We start from the raw sequence: 16,084 nt of genomic DNA, 5'->3' as shown, positions 1-16,084 counted from the left end.
GATGTTTTTGTTGCGCGTTGGCGCACATCCAACGCTGAAGGCTGCGCCAGCACGCTCCGCTTGAACAAGAGGAGACGAATGATGGCAAGCACCACCAAAGGAGCAAAAGTCACAGGCGTAAGGGCCGTGGCCCTGGTTGGCCCCGCCGGGGCCGGTAAAACCAGTTTGGCAGAAGCAATGCTTTTTGCTTCGGGCACAATATCCCGGCTTGGGTCGGTAGAGGCCGGGACCACAGTGGGCGATTCAAGTCCGGAGGCACGTGCTCGGCGCGGATCAACTGAGATCAATCTGACCCGCTTTGAATATCTGGGTGACAAATTCGCGATTATCGACACGCCGGGAGCGGTAGGTTTTGCAGCCGATGGCTATGCCGCGCTGGGCAGCGCCGACATGGCAATCGTCGTCGTTGACCCGGAGCCGGAGCGCGCCGCCTTGGCCGAGCCCATATTGCGCCGCCTTAACGCCCTGGGCATCCCGCACGCGGTCTTCGTCAACAAGATTGATGCAGCGCGCGGGCGCATCCATGACCTGCTCGAAGCGATGCAACCGATGAGTGGCGCGCCGCTGGTGGCGCGGCAAATCCCGATCCGCGAAGGTGAAAAGATCACCGGCTTTGTAGATATCGCGCTCGAGCGTGCGCACCGCTACGTGCCGGGCAAGGAGAGTGAGCGGATAGACATTCCGGCCGACCTTGCCGAGCGCGAGGCGAGCGACCGGTATCACATGCTCGAAACGCTTGCCGATCATGACGATGAGTTACTCGAAACGCTGCTGATGGACGAACAGCCCAGCCTTGATCGGGTGCTCAAGGATTTGACGGACGAGGCGCGGGCCGGATGGGTTGTCCCGGTGATGTTCGGTTCAGCGCTGAATGGATTTGGCGTCCACCGTTTGCTCAAAATGCTGCGTCACGAAGCACCTGCTGTGGAACTGGCTGCACGGCGGCTGGGTACCAATGGCAAAGGTGTCCATGTGTTCAAGGTGGCCAATGGTGGCGCGGTTGGTAGGTTGGCGCTGGCGAGGGTACTGGGCAATGGCCTTAGCGAAGGCGCTGACTTGACCGAAGATATCCGGGCTGGCGCACTATTTGCCCTGCAGGGGGACAAGACCAACAAACTGGCCGCCGCCGATGCCGGAGACATTGTTGCAATCGCAAAAGCCGATGCGGCGAAGGCTGGCATGATCTTCGGTAGCTCCAGCGACATCGGCTCGGAATATTTGATAGACCTGCCGCCGCGCAATGCCACAATCGCTTTGCGCGCGAAGAACCGGCAAGACGATGTGAAGCTCTCGACTGCATTGCACAAATTGGTCGAGGAAGACCCGGCGCTCGAATGGACACAGGATGATTCCAGCCATGAAACATTACTGCGCGGGATCAATGACGAACATCTCAATGTCACGCTGCAACGGCTCAAACGGCGCTACGGCGTCGATGTCGAGACGCATGCTCCCAAAATTGCTTATCGAGAGTCAATCAGGAAAGGTGTCATGCAACGTGGGCGGCATAAAAAGCAGTCCGGCGGGCATGGCCAATATGGTGATGTCGTGATTGAGGTTCGCCCATTACCTCGGGGCTCTGGGTTTGTGTTTGAAGAGAAAATATCAGGCGGTGTAGTGCCTAAGCAGTGGATACCTGCTGTCGAAGCCGGTGTACGCGATGCTATGGAAAAAGGCCCGCTCGGTTTTCCGGTGGTCGATGTGGCTGTGACGCTGGTCGATGGTAGTTATCACACGGTTGACAGTTCCGAACTGGCTTTCCGCTTGGCGGGCAAGCTGGCGATGTGCGAGGCGCTGGCACAGTGCCAGCCTTATCTGCTCGAGCCGGTCGTCCATGTCGCCATCACTTCGCCGCCGGGAACGGGGTCGAAAATGGGCTCAGTCGTGTCGTCGCGGCGCGGACAGATTTTGAACCTTGGCGCGCACCCCGATTGGCAACACTGGGACATGGTCGAGGCGCATCTACCGATGGCCAGCCTCAACGGACTTGATGCCGAATTGCGTTCGTTGAGTCAGGGGCTCGCGAGCTTTACAGCGGAATTCGACCATCTATCCGAACTGTCAGGTAAGCTGGCCGACGATGTGGTGAAACAGGCTACGCTCGAACCAGCCTGAAGCGTCACAAATAAATTGGCCCGCCCCGGGGTGGTCCAGGGCGGGCCGGTTGCGCACCGATCAGGCGTGGTGCGCTATCGGCTCCTTGGGAGAGAGCCTTGGGGGTTAGTTGACGCTCATTCGTCGATTGCGCCGCCATCTTCATCGTCGGCACTGGGGCCAACCATCATTTCTTCGGCTACCTCGTCGGTCTTGTTACGGATCGACGCTTCGAGCTTCGCCGCCATTTCCGGATTTTCCTTCAGCCAGATCTTGGCGTTCTCACGGCCCTGCCCGATGCGGATCGAGTCATAGCTGAACCAGCTGCCCGACTTTTCAACAAGCCCTGCCTTCACACCAATGTCGAGCAATTCGCCGGTCTTGGAAATGCCTTCGCCATACATGATGTCGAACTCAACCTGCTTGAACGGTGGGGCCACCTTGTTCTTGACGACTTTCACCCGGGTGGTGTTGCCGACAATATCCTCCCGATCCTTGATTTGGCCAGTGCGGCGGATGTCGAGACGGACCGAGGCATAGAATTTGAGCGCATTGCCGCCGGTTGTGGTTTCGGGCGAACCATACATCACGCCGATCTTCATACGGATCTGGTTGATGAAAATCACCATGCAGTTCGAACGGCTGATTGACCCGGTAATTTTGCGCAGCGCCTGGCTCATCAAACGGGCCTGCAGGCCGACATGGCTGTCGCCCATTTCACCTTCGATTTCAGCGCGCGGTACCAATGCCGCCACAGAGTCAATCACAAGAATGTCGACCGCATTCGAGCGCACCAGCGTATCGGCAATTTCGAGTGCCTGTTCACCGGTGTCAGGCTGCGAAACGATAAGATTGTCTACATCGACACCGAGCTTCTTGGCATAAGCTGGATCCAGCGCATGTTCGGCGTCGATGAAAGCCGCCGTCCCGCCCGCCTTTTGCGCTTCGGCAATGGCATGCAAGGTGAGCGTCGTCTTGCCCGAGCTTTCCGGACCATAGATTTCGATGACGCGTCCCTTGGGAAGGCCGCCAATACCAAGCGCGATATCCAACCCTAGCGAACCGGTTGAAATCGCCTCCATCTGCACAGCTTCGCGGCTGCCCAGCTTCATCGCCGAACCCTTGCCGAATGCACGATCAATCTGGGCCAGCGCGGCTTCGAGCGCGCGTTCACGTTCTGCATTATTCATGTTTTTTGCCTGATCCCCATTAATGACTTTAAGACTTGCTGCCATTGTTCCACTCCTTGGATAGCGTGTCCGGTTCCGATATTCTCACCACCAGAACATTACCGGAACTGACGATTATGTATCGCCTTTGTTCTTATAGAACAAGAGTGGAACGGAAAATTAAATTCTTTTATATTCAATACCTTCAGTTTTTAAGCGCGTTTTTGACGGCCTCGGCTATCTGCTGCACGGAGAACGGCTTTGGAAGAAAGTGGACGTTGTCGATGTTAATCGACTGACGCAATTGCTCCTCCGCATAGCCGGACATGAACAATATTCGCATCTCACCATAGTCAGCGCGCAACTTGCGAGCCATGCTGGGGCCATCCATGTTGGGCATGACCACATCCGACACCACCAAATCGTAGCGTTTGCCACTGACAAACAGGTCGAGCGCCTCTTCACCATCGCGCGCCGTTTCAACCGTATAACCCTGACGAACGAGCGCACGTTCGGCGACGGCGCGGACCATGTCTTCATCTTCGACCAAAAGGATAGATTCCGAACCCCACAGTTCCTCGGCAGAATCAGATTTGTTCTCGATGGCTTTGCTTGCAACAGGTGGGGTCGAACCGGCATAGGTCGGCAAGTAGATATCGAAACGGGTACCCTGCCCCGGTTCGGAATCAGCAAAGATGAATCCACCCGATTGCTTCACGATGCCATAGACGGTCGACAGACCCAGACCCGTACCCTTACCGACCTCTTTGGTCGTAAAAAAGGGCTCGAAAATCTTCGAAAGATTTTCACGCGAAATACCGGTTCCGCTGTCCGAAACCGACAGCAAGGCATAATCACCAATGGGCAATATCTCGCTGCGCATCGCGCGCACGTCGGCCTGCGACACCTGCCGCGTCTCGATATGCAGCACACCACCCTTGGGCATCGCATCACGGGCATTGACGCCCAGATTGATAATCACCTGTTCGAGCTGGCCGGGGTCGGCCCGCACCGCGCCGAGGCCGCGACCATGGTTTACCTCCAATTGGACCTTTTCACCCAATAGGCGCTTCAGCAGATGTGACACCTCCGACACCACATCCGGAAGCTGCAATATCTGCGGGCGCAACGTTTGCTGGCGCGAAAAGGCAAGCAATTGCCGTGTCAGGCTGGCGGCGCGATTGGAATTATTCTTGATCTGCTGGATATCGTCATAGTCGCTGTCGCCCGGCGGATGCCGCAGCAACATCAGGTCGCAATATCCGATAATCGCGGTCAGGATATTGTTGAAATCATGCGCTACCCCGCCGGCAAGTTGCCCGACCGCCTGCATCTTGGTTGCTTGTGCCACCTGCCGCTTCAGCCGGGTTTCCTCGCTATTGTCTTTCAACCCCAAAAGCACGGCAGCATTGCCCAAGCCACGCACACTTGCGATGGAGAGAGCTACGGCTTCGTCGGGTTGTTCTTTCAGGCGTATCGCAATGTCGCCAGACATCGATTGCCCCCCGGCATAGCGCCGAATTGTGTCCGAAACTGCCGACTTGTCTTCGGCAATCACCAGATCGCCGGGATAGGGCGGCAATTTGTCCGGAGAAATGCCAGCCACCCTTGCGAAGGCATCATTTGCGAACAAGAAACGCCCGTCGCGGTCGACCAAAGCCAACCCAAGCGGAAGGTTGGATAGGAGATGTTCAATGTGCACATGCGAGGCGACACCATCGCCCGACTTTCCGTCGTCATCGATCGCAAAAAGCAAGGCTGGTCCATCATGCTTGTCCCCATCAAGCGGAACATGCAGCAACCGGATGGGCGGAGCATGCTTGCCTTCGCGGGTGAAGGAGATTCCACCTTTTTCATCAACCTGAAGGAAACCGGCGCAATCCCGGTTGGAAATATTAGCGGTTTCACTTCCCCCGGCGCGCAGAGCAAAGGCAGGATTGGAAGATCGGATGCGCCCTTCGCCACCGACCGTTGCGACCATAATACCCGCCTGGGCCAAGGTACGGCCGAGCTTTCCCGAAGCAAATTCATTCGCCTGTGCTTCGACATTCAAGGCTTCAACTGGGGTAAAGCGCCACAGCAGATATTCGTCGCCCGTCCCCGACCGGCGCACGTCGACGCGATAGTCGATCGCGCGTTTTGTTATTTTGTCGATGACGGCGCCGCCATCGCGCCAGGCAGAACGTCCTGCACTAACGAGCAATTCCTGCGATGCAGTATCAAGCCCTAAATCGGGCGGGGCACGCAAGCCTTCGAACCACAGACCGAAGCGACTGTTCGCACATAACAACCGCCCCGCCCTATCGCTGACGGCCGCCGCCGATTTGTCGAATTCCAGGGCAGCATAAGTCACCGACCAATCGGGAGGCAGAACACCTTCTGCTGCGTCAGCATTGGGACGCAGGCGACTACCATAGACTACCAATGCCGACAGCGCCAGCAACCCTGCGCCTACAGCAGCAAGCAGTTGCCAGCTTCCCGACGCCAACCAGATAAGCAGCAAGGAAAGCAGAGCTGCAGCAGCAACCCCGCCTAAAGCGAACCGATCGCTTGGTCCGGCAGCCCCGTCTTCAGCTCCCAAAATTTCAAGATGCGAAGGTCGCAGGCTGCCAGCCAATGTGTTTCCTTACTTACCAGATCCGGACGCGGTCCCCCGATTTGAGGTACAGCTTTTCGCCTTGTTTCGGCTGGAACGCCTCATACCATTTGTCAAGGTTGCGCACCACCCATACACGCTGCTCCGAAGGACTGTGCGGGTCAGTTATCAACCGGTTTCGCAGATTGTTTTCGCGATAGTTGCGTCGCCACACCTGTGCCCAGCCAAGGAAGAATCGCTGGTCGCCTGTGTAACCGTCGATCACAGGCGCCTCTTTGCCCCCCAGCGATGCCTTATAGGCTTCATAGGCGATGGTCAGGCCAGCAAGATCGCCAATATTTTCACCCAGGGTGAATTCACCCTTCACATTTGCGCCAGGGAAAATTTCATAGGCATCATATTGTTTGATAAGCGCTTCACTGGCCTGTTTGAAGGCAGTAACGTCAGCTTCAGTCCACCAGTCGGACAAGCGACCCTTTTCGTCATATTTTGATCCTTGATCGTCAAAATGGTGGCTAACTTCATGGCCGATGACGGCACCGATACCCCCATAGTTGATGGCAGGATCCGCCTTGGGGTCGAAAAAGGGTGGCTGCAAAATAGCCGCCGGGAAGACGATCTCGTTCATGCTGAAATTTGCATATGCGTTGATAGTCTGGGGCGACATGCCCCACTCCCATCGACGGATTGGCTGGCCCAGCTTGCTGATATTGTCATCAAACTGCCAGTTGTTCGCGCGCAGCTCATTGCCGAACAGGTCATTACGGGCAATTTGCAGCTTGGAATAATCCTTCCATCGGTCCGGATAGCCGATTTTGGTGGTGAAATTGGCAAGCTTTGCCTTTGCCCGAACCTTCGTTTGTGGCTGCATCCAGTCGAGGCCGTCGATCCGGCGCCCCATGGCACCGAGTACATTTTTGACCAGCAGATCAATTGCCACCTTGCTTTCGGCAGGGAAGAATCGTTCGGCATAAGACTTGCCAACCTCATCGCCGACCACGCCTTCGGTAAAACCGACCGCCCGTTTCCAGCGCGGTTCCCGAGCCGGAGTGCCCGACAAGGTTGTGCCGTAAAAAGCGAAAACCGTATCGGCCACCTTATTGGGCAGCGAATTGGAGTAGCTGGCCAGACTTCCTACGAGCATCGCGTCTTTCAGCGTCGCGATGTCGGTCGAACCGAATATCTTGGCGATACCCGTGATCGCGCTGGGCTGGCTAACCAGCACATGTTCGATTTTCGGGCTCAACCCCTTTACAACCGATAACGTATCGAGCCCGGGTGTGATTGCGCCCAATTCGGTCAGGGTCATCTTGTTATAGACCTTGTTCGCATCCGAACTGTCTTCACGCGTCCAATGGACTTCGGCGATAGCCTTTTCCATTGCGAATATCCGGTCTGCGCGGGCTTCAACGTTCTTCTCTCCTGCAAGGGCCAGCATCTTGCCCAAATAGGATTTATAGGCCGTTCGGATCTCTTCATATTTCGGGTTGTCGACCAGATACATGTCACGGTCAGGCAGTCCGGTTCCGGCCTGGAAGATTGTGAAAATATAATTGTCGGGTTCCTTGTCATCCTGCCCAACAAATCCCGCAAAAGGACCACCCACGCCGTTACGCGCAGCAACTGGCAGCAGCTTTTCCAAATCCTTGTGCGTCTTGATTGCACGGATTTTCTTCAACCAGGGCTGAATCGGTTTCAGACCCAGTTTTTCAACCCGGGCTTCGTCCAGATAGCTGGCATAGGCGTTGCCCGCTTTGCTCGCTTTCTTCGCCTTTTCCTCTTCAAGTACTTGCTTCACCCGCTCCTTCGAAAGATCGTCGAGCTTGGTGAACATTCCATAGTTGGATTTGTCGGCCGGAATTTCGGTGCGCTTCGCCCACTCGCCATTGGCAAAGGCATAGAAATTTTCGCCCGCAGGTGTGCTGCCGTCCATGCCTGTGGTGTCGAAACCGAAAGTTCCCAGCTCAGGGTTTTTCGACTCGGCAGTTGACTCTGTTTCATTTGCCTGAGCGGGCGCAGAGACCGAAATTGCGGAAAGCGATGCGCCAGCCAGAACGGCCAGTTTCTTCAACGGTGTCATTTTGGAAAACTCCCCAGTTTTTCAACGCGAGCCGATCGCGACTCGTCATGGGGAATATCTAGCCGGAATAGCGTCCGGCGCTAAATTGCCGATCCACCAGTGACATGAGCCATCGACCGACGACGCCATTTTCCTGCAATGCGCCAACGCCAGAACCATGTGGCGACGAGATAACCGATGGCTGCACTGACGACTGAAATCACCGCAAGCCCGACAACCATAGCCGGAGCTGCGTCGGAGAGTAGCCAATTGAGCCATGCCGAGACTGGCGCACCAGAGTCCATCAAACGCTGTAGCTGGAACAAATCCGCTTTCAGATGAAGCAAGCCATTTCCGACATAAAGCGAAGCAGCCAGAATGAGCGGCGTCGTCGCTGGCATGCTGAGGAAAGTCATCGCCGCACCGATAGGGATATTGGCCCGAACGGGCAATGCGAGCAGCGCAACACCGGCAATTTGAACACCAGGGATGAGCAAGAAGATGCCGACAAGCAGCCCGAGTGCGACGCCGCGCGGCACTGAACGGCGGGTAAATCTCCAGAGCGCTGGATGGAAAACACGTTGCGCAAAGGGACGCAAAAACTTGCTCCGCTCGAAACTTTCCCGAGTCGGTGCTTGTTCATGTATCCACTTCGTCAATCTGCTCATCCGCGATCCCGCATTATCCGACCCTGTTCCCGCTTCCAGTCCCGCTCTTTTTCGGTCGCCCGTTTGTCCGGCGCTTTCTTGCCTTTTGCGAGCGCCAGTTCGACCTTAGCACGCCCACGGTTGTTAAAATATATGGACAGTGGAACCAATGTCATCCCCTGCCGGGCCACTGCGCCATGCAGCTTATTAATCTCACGCGCATTAAGGAGCAATTTACGGGGACGCTTCGGTTCGTGATTATATCGGTTTCCGTGACTGAATTCAGGGATGTTGGCGTTAATCAACCATACCTCGCCGCCATCCTTCACCTCGGCATAGCTTTCTGCAATCGACCCTTCGCCGAATCGCAGCGACTTAACCTCGGTGCCAGTCAACGCAATCCCAGCTTCATATTTGTCCTCGATATGATAATCGTAACGCGCCCGCCGGTTTTCGGCGACGGTTTTGGCTTTTTGAAAAGCTTCGGGTTTGGGGCGTGCCATCAGACCAGTCCTGCTACCTCCAGCGCTGCATCCACCGCTTTTCGGCTTGCTGCCGACGCAGGGACGAGAGGCAGACGCAGTTCTTCCGGAAAGCCTTCGATGACACGGGCCATGGCATATTTGACAGGCCCGGGAGACGCATCAGTAAACAGTGCTGAATGAAGAGGATGCAAGCGATCATTCAGAACACGTGCCAATTCGAAGTTGCCGTTTGCGCAAGCGGACTGAAATTCGGCACACAGCTTTGGCGCCACATTGGCTGTCACCGAAATGCAGCCCGTGCCTCCCGCAGCATTGAACGCCAGCGCCATATCGTCATTGCCCGAAAGCTGGCAGAAATCCGTCCCGCAACCGAGCCGGTGATCGCCCACACGCGCAATTTGACCGCTGGCGTCCTTGACGCCCACTATGGTCGGAATTTCGGCAAGACGGGCAAGCGTCGATGGCAAGATATCGGTCACCGTTCGCGCAGGCACGTTATAGACGATGATTGGCAAATCGCTCTTTTCGGCGAGATGCGCATAATGGGCAAATATGCCGTCCTGATTAGGCCGGTTGTAATATGGAGCGACAACAAGAGCAGCTGCCGCCCCTTCCGACTTGGCGAACTCCATATGGCGCACCGCAGTGGCGGTATCGTTTGAACCACAGCCGGCGATAACAGGAACCCGACCAGCCGCCTGCTCGATACAGATCGAAATAACACGATAATGCTCTTCAAAAGACAAGGTCGGTGCCTCACCCGTAGTTCCACAGGGGACCAGCGCGCTCGAACCTTCAGCTATTTGCCAGTCGACAAGCGCACGGAAATGCGACTCGGAAAACGCTCCGTCGCAAAAAGGAGTCACCAGAGCCGGTATTGAACCCGAAAACATGGAAATCACTCTCTAAAGTCGCCATTAACAGGGTATATGACCGCAAGGGAAAACGGTTCATCGCCCACTAAGGAGGCAGCCCATAATATGTCGCGCATGGTAAAGCACCTGATTTCCGCTTCGCTGCTGGCAATTCCAGCTTCTGCATTCGCCGCCAACACGCCCGAGACAACTGAAATTATCTGGCGTACGGGCATAGGTGAGGCCAGCAATGTGCCAACTGCCATGGTTGATCCCAGCGGCGGCAATGTTCCTGCCGCGCTGCAACGCTGGCGGATGCTGAGCCAGTCGGGCCAGTACAGCTTTTCCGAATATGCGTCGTTCCTGATGACTTATCCGGATTGGCCCAATACCGATGAAATGCGCAGAAATGCCGAACAAGCAATTAACGTGCTGAGTTGGTCACCCAATCAGGTTGTTGCCTATTTTGACCGTCTAGAGCCGACGACCAATGGCGGCCGCGCAAAATTCGCGCTCGCGCTAGCGGCAACGGGTGACAAGGCGCGTGCCGAGCAATGGGGCCGCCGTGCCTGGCGCGAAGGTCCGTTGACCGATGATGACGAAAATCGCCTGTTCCAACTGATGGCAGGTAAATTGACCGCGGCAGACCATGACGCGCGCGCCAGCCGTCTGCTCTGGTCTAATGCATCTCGTGCGGCGCAGAAATGGCTACCTTACACCTCGTCCGAACGCCGTCCGGTTCTTGAGGCGCAATTGGCGCACGAACTCAAGGCCCCCGATGCAGCAGCAAAATTCGCGGCAGTTGGTCAGGCCGGCCTGTCGGATGCCGGACTTTTGATGGAACGCATTGCGGCACTCCGCGCGTCGGGAAACAGCTGGGCTGCGCGCGAGTTGCTCGCCAACCGTCCGACATTGTCCGCACCTCCGCATGTAGCGCGCGACTGGCTGAAAGTGCTGTTGACCAATGCCGAAGCGGCGGAAACCGATGGCCAAATCGATATGGCCTATCGGATTGCATCGAAGCTGACTGATGCTTTCCCTGCAGGCACCGATATAACCAAGCTGGACCTGTCGACCCGTGACACCTATACCAGTCTGGCCTGGCTGGCGGGCGAAGCGGCCTATTACAAACTGGGTCGTCCGCGTGAAGCCATTGAGGCGTTCAAGCTCTACACTGCGGGGGCGCGCACGCCACAAACGCGCGCCAAAGGGCTGTATTGGGCTGGTCGTGCAGCGAAAAAGGCGGGCGACCAACAATTGGCCCAGCAATATTTCGCTGATGCCGCGCGCTATTATGATTTCTTCCACGGCCAATTGGCACTTGAGGCGCTGGGTCGTCCGCTGCCTGCAGTGCCGCCTGCACCGGCCTTACCGCAACTGGCCGCCAACGCAGTGCCGCCAACATATACCGCTGCCCGAATGTCTTCCTCATTCCCGGGCTGGAGAGATTCGAACAGCTTTATGAAAGCACTTTCGAATTCGGCAAAAACCGAGAGTGATTTCAAAAGCTTGTTCGCCTGGTCTAACCTGATCGGCCGCCCCGACCTGTCGGTCATCGCAGCCCGCAGCGCACGTATCGAAGGGCATGACGGCCTAATCCGCCTGGGCTATCCGACCGTCGCCGTACCGCCAGAGCACGCAGGCAACTGGACCTTCATCCACGCCATTGCTCGACAGGAAAGCCAGTTTGATCGCAACGCTACCAGTCATGCGGGCGCCCGTGGGCTGATGCAGTTGATGCCGGGAACAGCGCGCGAAACATCGGGCAAAATCGCCCTCGCCTATCGCCCTGAGGCATTGAACAGCGACACCGCCTATAACATTCAGCTGGGTTCGACCTATTTTCAGCGCATGCTGAGCTATTATAATGGCAGCTATCCGCTAGCAGTTGCGGCCTATAATGCAGGACCTGGCAATGTAAACAAATGGCTCGCCCGCAATGGCGATCCGCGCAGCGGTGGCATCGACATTCTCGACTGGATTGAGCAGATCCCAATTTTCGAAACGCGCAACTATGTGCAACGCGTTCTGGAAAATGCAGTGATGTATGACCATCTGAACCCCGACAAGGCGCGCTATCGGAACAACACGCCGCTGAGCCATTATCTGGGAAAGAAGTCGGTCGGCTGATTTGATGTCAATTAGCGAGCGAACCAACCCGATTACCCCGTCGGGCTTTTCGGCGTTGCGAGCCGAATATGAGCGACTGTTCGCTGACGAACGCCCGAAGGTGGTGGAAATCGTCAGCTGGGCAGCCGGCAACGGCGATCGCAGCGAAAATGGCGACTATATCTATGGCCGCCAGCGCCTGCGCGAGATTGACCGGAAACTGGGTCGACTATCCAAGCAGATGAAATTTGCGAAGGTCATCGACCCCGCGCACCAAGATGATCGCAGCCGCGTCTATTTTGGCGCAACGGTAACATTGGCGGACGAGGACGATAATCAGCGCAGCGTCACGATTGTCGGCGACGACGAGGCAGACGCTACTTCGAACCGGATCGGATGGAACTCACCTTTAGCGAGGGCATTGCGTGGCTCTCAAATTGGTGATTTACGAACCGTCCAGTTGCCCGGCGGGCCAAAGGAATGGGAAATAGTAGGGATCGACTATCCCTCACCCGCCTGATTGCCGAACGCCGCTTCAGCCAGTTCGGATATATCTGAAGCCAGTTCTGGATAGTCACCAGGTATTCGCGCGGCCAGTTCATCGGCGATGTAGTTTAATACTGCGATACGCGCCGCTTTCTGGTTGTTCCCATCAAAAACCTTCCAGGGCGCCCAGCGCGTGTCGGTTTTGGCGAACATGTCATGCATAGCCGCCAGATATTCTTCACGCTTTTCGCGGTTTCGGAAATCCTCTGCGGTGACCTTCCAGCGCTTGGCCGGGTCTTCAAGCCGTTCTTTTAGAACCTTATCCTGCCGCTTTTGCGTAACATGCAAAAACATCTTGATGATGTTGGTACCAATTTCGTGCTGGCGCGCCTCGAACTCATTGATTTCATCATAGCCGCGCTGCCAATCGGCTTCGGAGCAGAAACCTTCGACGCGTTCGACCAATACGCGGCCATAATGGCTGCGGTCCAGAATGGCGATTTCACAGGCGCGCGGAAGTTTTTGCCAAAAGCGCCACAGGAAATGCCGTTCCTTCTCCTCAGCCGACGGCGCACTAATCGGATAGACTTCAAAATAGCGCGGATCCCAATTGGCGGTCAGGCGCTTTATGGCCCCTCCCTTGCCGGCAGCATCCCAGCCTTCGACAATGATCAGGGTCTTGCAGTCATGGATGATATGCAAGGCTTGCAAATCCGCCAATCGCTTCTGCAGCGCCGCCAGATCCTTGTCATAATTCCCAGAATATTTTTTGCCCGATTCATATTCGGAAAGGTCGATGGCCATTGGGTCTCCAGTAAATCGCAATGGCTAACATAGGCGCTTTTGCTGGCATGGCTCAAGGGGCCGCCACGGGCTGCCCGATTTCGGGACAGTCAGTTAGAAGAAACCAATTCGCCGATCAGATCCGCCAGCCTGTCTGGCTGCTCCATAGGGATGAAATGCGACAAATCGGACCAATGCATATCGGTCGCATTTGGAAATTTTTGCCACAAATCGGGCGCAGTCGGGCTGATTGAGAAATCCATGGGCCCGGCGCGATCGGCATTGCGAGCGCGCAAAACTGTTATTTTGCACTTCACTTCGCCAAGCCATTCATAGGGATTGGACCGCCAAGACCCCATATAGGCCGACGCCTCGAGAACCGGCGGACAGCCTAGTTCCAATCCCTCACCATCGCTGGACGGGACGAGTCCGAAGCGACAATAATCGGCGAGCACATCGGGGCGCCAATGCGTATAGGGTTCGCGTGTTGAAAAATGCGCGATCATCTGATCAGCATTGTCCCATTTGTTTCTGCGCCGGGCAACCGGATGGTCGGTGGATGAATCGCCAGAGACAGGACGCTGGGCATATGTATCCGGCGTCATCATCACTGGGTCGACGAGTAAAAGTTGTTCAGCCCTTTCCGGACGGATGGCAGCGACGCGTGCTGCAACAAATCCGCCCATCGAATGGCCGACAAAGATCGCAGCCGACGAAATTTGTGATTCCACGAATGCGGCAACATCGTCAGCAGTCGCATGCCAATTGCCCAGCGACTCTGGACGGTAGCTGCGCCCGTGCCCCCGCAGATCGATCGCAATGCTATGCCAATCATGTGGCAATGCGCGTATCACAGCATCCCAGCAACGTGCGTGAAAACCTGTCGCGTGCAAGAACAGCAAAGTCGGTTTGTCATTGGGGCTACCCCATTCAAACCAGCACAGTTCCCCCTCGGCGGCTGCGTAACGATGCTCCTTGGGTTGCATCAGACTTTTGGCGGTTCCACGACGCGGATATGCAGTTCGCGTAGCTGTTTGACCATGGCGGGCGACGGAGCGCCCATCAGCAGATCTTCGGCGCGCTGGTTCATCGGGAATAGCGTGATCTCGCGCAGGTTCTGCACTCCGCAAAGCAGCATCACCATCCGGTCGACACCTGCGGCCATACCCCCATGCGGCGGCGCGCCAAACTGGAACGCGCGGTACATACCACCGAAACGCTCCTCCACATCGGCTTGCGTCAAACCGGTCAGCTCGAACGCCTTGACCATCAGGTCGGGATGCTGGTTCCGGATCGAACCCGAAGCCAGCTCATAGCCGTTGCAGACCATATCATATTGATAGGCCTTGATGGTGAGCGGATCCTGTGTTTCGAGCGCCTCCAGCCCGCCTTGCGGCATCGAGAAGGGGTTGTGTGCAAAATCGACCTTTTTCTCTTCCTCGCTCCATTCATAGAAGGGGAAGTCGATGATCCAGCAGAAGCGGAAGGCGTCCTTCTCGACGACATCCAACTGCTCGCCAATGCGCGTACGCGCGGCACCAGCCAGCTTGGCAGCCTGTTCTTCCTTGCCGGCAGCAAAAAATGCACCATCATTTGGACCAAGTCCAAGCGAATCCCACAGCGCCGCCATTTTGTCTTCGCCATGGTTCTTGGCAATCGGACCACCAAAGACGCCATCCTTTCGGGTCGCATAACCCAGACCTGCATGGCCTTCGCTGCGTGCCCATTCGTTCATGTCGTCGAAGAACTTGCGGCTGAGGCCAGCCGTTTCTGGTGCGGGGATAAGGCGAACGACGCCGCCAGTGCCGACGATCTTTTCGAACAGGCCGAAACCGGACTGCTGGAATTCAGCTGTCACATCACGAATGATCAGCGGGTTGCGAAGATCGGGCTTGTCGGTGCCGTAATCAAGCATGGCCTTTGCGTAAGGAATGCGGGGGAATTCGCCCGCCGGGGTAACCTTTCGGCCTTCGGCAAAGGTTTCGAAGATGCCTGCCATGACCGGCTCCATCGTCTCCCAAACCTCTTCCTGCGTGACAAAGCTCATTTCGAGGTCGAGCTGATAGAATTCACCCGGCAAACGGTCAGCACGCGGGTCTTCATCGCGGAAGCAGGGTGCGATCTGGAAATAGCGGTCGAAACCAGCGACCATCAGCAATTGCTTGTACTGCTGCGGCGCCTGCGGAAGCGCGAAAAACTTTCCTGCATGGATACGGCTCGGCACCAGGAAGTCGCGCGCACCTTCGGGTGAAGACGCGGTCAGGATCGGCGTCGAATATTCGGTAAAGCCGATATCTTCCATCCGGCGCCGCGTTTCGCGGATAATCTGTGTACGCTTAACGATGTTGGCGTGCAGCGTTTCGCGGCGCAGATCGAGGAAGCGGTATTTGAGACGGATTTCCTCCGGATATTCCTGCTCGCCTGCGACAGGCAGCGGCAGTTCGTCAGCGCGGCTCAGCACGGTTGCAGAGCGAGCAAAAACTTCGATTGTACCTGTCGGCAGATTGGCGTTCACCGTTGCTTCGCTGCGAGCCTTCACTTCGCCATCGATGGTCACGACGCTCTCCAGCCTTAGACTTTCAAGCACAGGAAGAGCGGGACTGTCGCTGTCCGCGACGATCTGGGTCATGCCATAATGGTCGCGTAAGTCGACGAAAAGGACGCCCCCATGGTCGCGCTTGCGATGAACCCAGCCCGACAGACGGACGGTTTCGCCAACATGGGAAGCGCGGAGTTCTGCGCATTTGTGCGTACGATAAGCGTGCATTTTTGTTCTTTTTCTTTGGGTTTTCGACAGGAAAA

Annotated in this window: 12 protein-coding genes; 3 read left to right on the top strand and 9 right to left on the bottom strand. The window is 56.4% G+C overall.

What is annotated here, in order from left to right; translation table 11 throughout:
• Window positions 1–78: 78 nt before the first annotated feature.
• Window positions 79–2,115 carry an elongation factor G gene (locus tag DXH95_RS04475; protein WP_338061700.1) on the top strand — a complete coding sequence of 679 codons (2,037 nt, stop codon included), beginning with the start codon at window positions 79–81 and terminating at the stop codon, window positions 2,113–2,115.
• Between the two features lie 116 nt (window positions 2,116–2,231).
• Here DXH95_RS04475 and recA read toward each other — a convergent pair whose 3' ends face one another.
• From recA to dapA, 6 genes are all read right to left on the bottom strand, one after another.
• On the bottom strand, window positions 2,232–3,329 hold the full coding sequence (gene recA / locus DXH95_RS04470; protein ID WP_115548220.1) for a recombinase RecA: 1,098 nt from the start codon (window positions 3,327–3,329) through the stop codon (window positions 2,232–2,234).
• Window positions 3,330–3,468: 139 nt separating this feature from the next.
• A complete protein-coding gene (locus DXH95_RS04465; protein ID WP_115549396.1) occupies window positions 3,469–5,844 on the bottom strand; it encodes a PAS domain-containing sensor histidine kinase in 2,376 nt (791 codons plus the stop codon).
• A gap of 49 nt (window positions 5,845–5,893) precedes the next feature.
• Window positions 5,894–7,939, bottom strand: a complete 2,046-nt coding sequence (locus DXH95_RS04460; protein ID WP_115548219.1) for a M13 family metallopeptidase — start codon at window positions 7,937–7,939, stop codon at window positions 5,894–5,896.
• Between the two features lie 80 nt (window positions 7,940–8,019).
• Window positions 8,020–8,586 (bottom strand): DUF2062 domain-containing protein, encoded by a 567-nt coding sequence (locus tag DXH95_RS04455; protein ID WP_115548218.1) that lies wholly within the window; start codon window positions 8,584–8,586, stop codon window positions 8,020–8,022.
• Entirely contained in the window at window positions 8,583–9,068 is a 486-nt protein-coding gene (gene smpB, locus DXH95_RS04450) for an SsrA-binding protein SmpB (RefSeq protein ID WP_115548217.1), read from the bottom strand. The genes DXH95_RS04455 and smpB overlap by 4 nt, the downstream gene beginning before the upstream one ends.
• Window positions 9,068–9,943: a 4-hydroxy-tetrahydrodipicolinate synthase gene (gene dapA / locus DXH95_RS04445; protein WP_115548216.1), complete on the bottom strand. Its 876-nt coding sequence runs from the start codon at window positions 9,941–9,943 to the stop codon at window positions 9,068–9,070. Before dapA ends, smpB begins: the two co-directional genes overlap by 1 nt.
• Before the next feature lie 87 nt (window positions 9,944–10,030).
• On the opposite strand from dapA, the gene DXH95_RS04440 reads away from it, so the two are divergent.
• The gene (locus tag DXH95_RS04440) at window positions 10,031–12,034 is read left to right on the top strand and encodes a lytic transglycosylase domain-containing protein (protein WP_239016540.1); all 2,004 of its coding nucleotides are present in this window, start codon (window positions 10,031–10,033) and stop codon (window positions 12,032–12,034) included.
• A 4-nt stretch (window positions 12,035–12,038) separates the two neighbouring features.
• Window positions 12,039–12,533: a transcription elongation factor GreB gene (greB, locus tag DXH95_RS04435; protein WP_420822275.1), complete on the top strand. Its 495-nt coding sequence runs from the start codon at window positions 12,039–12,041 to the stop codon at window positions 12,531–12,533.
• On the opposite strand, the gene DXH95_RS04430 is transcribed toward greB, so the two are convergent.
• The 3 genes from DXH95_RS04430 to aspS form a co-directional block, all read right to left on the bottom strand.
• Complete coding sequence (locus tag DXH95_RS04430; RefSeq protein ID WP_115548214.1) at window positions 12,515–13,303, bottom strand: polyphosphate kinase 2 family protein; 789 nt, start codon at window positions 13,301–13,303, stop codon at window positions 12,515–12,517. The genes greB and DXH95_RS04430 overlap by 19 nt on opposite strands.
• Window positions 13,304–13,392: 89 nt before the next feature.
• Window positions 13,393–14,268 (bottom strand): alpha/beta fold hydrolase, encoded by an 876-nt coding sequence (locus tag DXH95_RS04425; protein ID WP_239016539.1) that lies wholly within the window; start codon window positions 14,266–14,268, stop codon window positions 13,393–13,395.
• Window positions 14,268–16,049, bottom strand: coding sequence for an aspartate--tRNA ligase (gene aspS / locus DXH95_RS04420; protein ID WP_115548213.1), 1,782 nt, complete (start codon window positions 16,047–16,049; stop codon window positions 14,268–14,270). The genes DXH95_RS04425 and aspS overlap by 1 nt, the downstream gene beginning before the upstream one ends.
• Between the last annotated feature and the right edge of the window lie 35 nt (window positions 16,050–16,084).

The organism is Sphingorhabdus pulchriflava, assembly GCF_003367235.1.
Classification (GTDB): Bacteria; Pseudomonadota; Alphaproteobacteria; order Sphingomonadales; family Sphingomonadaceae; genus Sphingorhabdus_B; species Sphingorhabdus_B pulchriflava.
The sequence above is the reverse complement of the archived record's forward strand: the minus strand, read 5'-3'. Positions and strand labels throughout refer to the sequence as shown.